This window comes from Acinetobacter guerrae, assembly GCF_009372255.1.
Classification (GTDB): Bacteria; Pseudomonadota; Gammaproteobacteria; order Pseudomonadales; family Moraxellaceae; genus Acinetobacter; species Acinetobacter guerrae.
In genome coordinates this window covers 1-2,487 of sequence record NZ_LXGN01000022.1, presented here as the reverse complement: position 1 = coordinate 2,487, position 2,487 = coordinate 1, and the positions used below count along the sequence as shown (strand labels likewise).

5 protein-coding genes are annotated in these 2,487 nt (G+C 32.6%); all 5 read left to right on the top strand.

Annotated features, from left to right (window positions below):
• Positions 1 to 429: 429 nt before the first annotated feature.
• The 5 genes from A7A69_RS09005 (at position 430) to nadS (ending at position 2,007) form a co-directional block, all read left to right on the top strand.
• Positions 430 to 645, top strand: coding sequence for a cold-shock protein (locus A7A69_RS09005; RefSeq protein WP_000071892.1), 216 nt, complete (start codon positions 430 to 432; stop codon positions 643 to 645).
• A gap of 98 nt (positions 646 to 743) precedes the next feature.
• Entirely contained in the window at positions 744 to 971 is a 228-nt protein-coding gene (locus A7A69_RS09000; protein WP_000921865.1) for a hypothetical protein, read from the top strand.
• Between the two features lie 66 nt (positions 972 to 1,037).
• Entirely contained in the window at positions 1,038 to 1,235 is a 198-nt protein-coding gene (locus A7A69_RS08995; RefSeq protein ID WP_000476222.1) for a hypothetical protein, read from the top strand.
• Between the two features lie 186 nt (positions 1,236 to 1,421).
• Positions 1,422 to 1,742 (top strand): type II toxin-antitoxin system RelE/ParE family toxin, encoded by a 321-nt coding sequence (locus A7A69_RS08990; protein ID WP_000897309.1) that lies wholly within the window; start codon positions 1,422 to 1,424, stop codon positions 1,740 to 1,742.
• Positions 1,735 to 2,007 carry a NadS family protein gene (gene nadS / locus A7A69_RS08985; RefSeq protein WP_000369780.1) on the top strand — a complete coding sequence of 91 codons (273 nt, stop codon included), beginning with the start codon at positions 1,735 to 1,737 and terminating at the stop codon, positions 2,005 to 2,007. Before A7A69_RS08990 ends, nadS begins: the two co-directional genes overlap by 8 nt.
• Positions 2,008 to 2,487: the final 480 nt, after the last annotated feature.

Genomic DNA, 2,487 nt, shown 5'->3' with positions numbered 1-2,487 from the left:
CGATAGGCTTTGAACGTGATAGGGCTTATTTAGCAAATGCTCTAGAAATTTTTCTTATCTCTAAACTCCAACCTGTCCACAATGTGGTTAAAGTTGGTATGTAATTTCGCATAAGAGATTTTATGTTAAAGAAAATATTAAATAATATAATAAATAACTTATTGAATTTAATTAATTTTTAAAGAAAAAAATATGGATTTTATAAGAAAAATTAATATTTATATCAAAAAACTTGATTATTTTTATTTTTACTGTATATTTAACTTAACTAGAAAAAAAGTCTTGTTTCGGTAAATCTTCCTTAAGTATCGCAGTTTTAGTCATAATCCTTCGTTTTTTAGATTTTAAGTCTCATTCTTTATTATTTTCAAAGTTATTAATCAGTCAATAAAATGACTAAAAAATTATTAAAAATTAGTAGGATATATTATGTCAAACTCAAATGTTGTTAAAGGTACTGTTAAGTGGTTTAACGAAACTAAAGGTTTTGGTTTCATTCAACAAGAATCAGGTCCAGACGTTTTTGCTCATTTCAGCGAAATCGCGAGTTCAGGTTTCAAGACCTTATTTGAAGGCCAGCAAGTTGAATTCAGTGTAGCTCAAGGTCAAAAAGGACCGAATGCTGTAAATATTGTTGCTATCTAAGTAATAATAAGCAGTAATAAAAAAGCACTCATAAGTGCTTTTTTTAAGCTTTAAAATGTTTTCAAAATTGAAAAAATCTCTAAAAAATAGGATATAAGTTGTTAAAAGTAAATGATTTAATTGCAAAATCTAAAAATGGTACTGAAATTATTGTTTCATTAATTCCTCTACATAAAATGCAAAATACACGTCAAGGTTTAAAACAAATCGAAGTAGGTAAAAGAGTTCTACTGGAATCTGGAATCGAAGTTGATTTAAATTTGGATGGCCGTACATTTTACACTTCTCTAAATCAGCTATTTAAATTAAATCATAAAGTTGCTTAGCGATAAATTTTTAAACATCAATAATTTATGTGGGATTTCCACTGCAATTTTTTTAAGGAAATATATATGTTTAAACAGACTCTCAGCGTAAAAGACCAGTTTGGCGTTAAACACGCTATTCAAGCCACAGTGGATCATGAGTTTGCCAACACACAATCTCATTTGAATATAAAACATATCACCGTTGATGGTGAAGATATTCGACCTAGTTTTGAAATGCTTTTTCAAAGTACCTTAAGTGGAAAAATATTTAAAATCATCTAGAAATATAGTTTTTATAAAATCTATAGTCTGAATGAAATATCAGGACCTACTCGCTATCATGCGGGTTTTTTATACCTAATATTTATATTTGTAAGCCTTTGCTTATGCGAAACGAGAGTTCACAGCTCTCGTTTTTTTATTCTAAAACTGCTAAAATTCTTATACGCCATTGACGTACTTAAACCTATGTTATTCATTGAAACCAGTATTTTTACTAAGCAAATCAAAGAGCTTGTGAGTGATGAAGAGTATCGTCAGCTCCAGCAAGATCTCTTGGTACAGCCTGATAAGGGCGACTTAATCAAGAATGGTGGTGGAATTCGTAAAGTACGTTGTGCTCAGGGCAATAAAGGCAAAAGTGGCGGTATCCGTGTGATCTATTATTGGGTTACAGAAGATGATCAGATCTTTTTCCTGGTGGCTTATCCAAAGTCTGTGAAAGATAATCTGACAGACAAAGAAACCTCGATTCTACGTCAATTAGTAAAGGAGCAATTTCATGGATAACAACTTATTTGATGACCTGGTTGCTTCAATCAAAGAAGCTGGTGCCATCAAGCGTAAGGAGATAAAGGCAAGTCGAGTCACAGAGCTTGAATTACCGGATATTAAAGAAGTACGTGAGAAAACAGGCTTAACCCAGGCTGAATTTGCTGCACGTTTGCATATCAGCGCGAGAACCCTGCAAAACTGGGAACAAGGCCGTCGCTATCCGACTGGTCCTGCAGCGACTTTAATTCGTATTTTAGATGCTCATCCAACTTTAATTTAAGAAGTTTAGATAATAAAAAATCCCGACGTCATGTCGGGATTTTTCGGTATGGAGCGCATAGGTAGGGCTGACTACCTGATGGTCATGGTGCCTGACTGATTATTATTGTTGTTTTAAGTCATTGAACATCCTGTCCATATAGATCAATCATAAGAGCTTCATCGGGGGATAGATACAGACAATTTCGTGAAACGCTGTAAGCCAAAACGTACAAAAAATAATCAAAATTTATCCCAATGGTTATCCGCAGAAATTGTGGATTCTTTTGGGTAAAAAAGGCTTAAAAACTCTATGGAATTGCTATTTTTGATCATTATTTAACCAATTTTATTGGCAAGAAGTATCAAACTTGCTCAAAAAAAATCCGCTTTGTTTCCAAAGCGGATTTTTGCGGTAGTTTTGGGTTATGTAAAATAGCTAAGTACATGATTTTATTTAACTTATAAAAGACGATTTCGGATAACGACCATTATGTTAAAT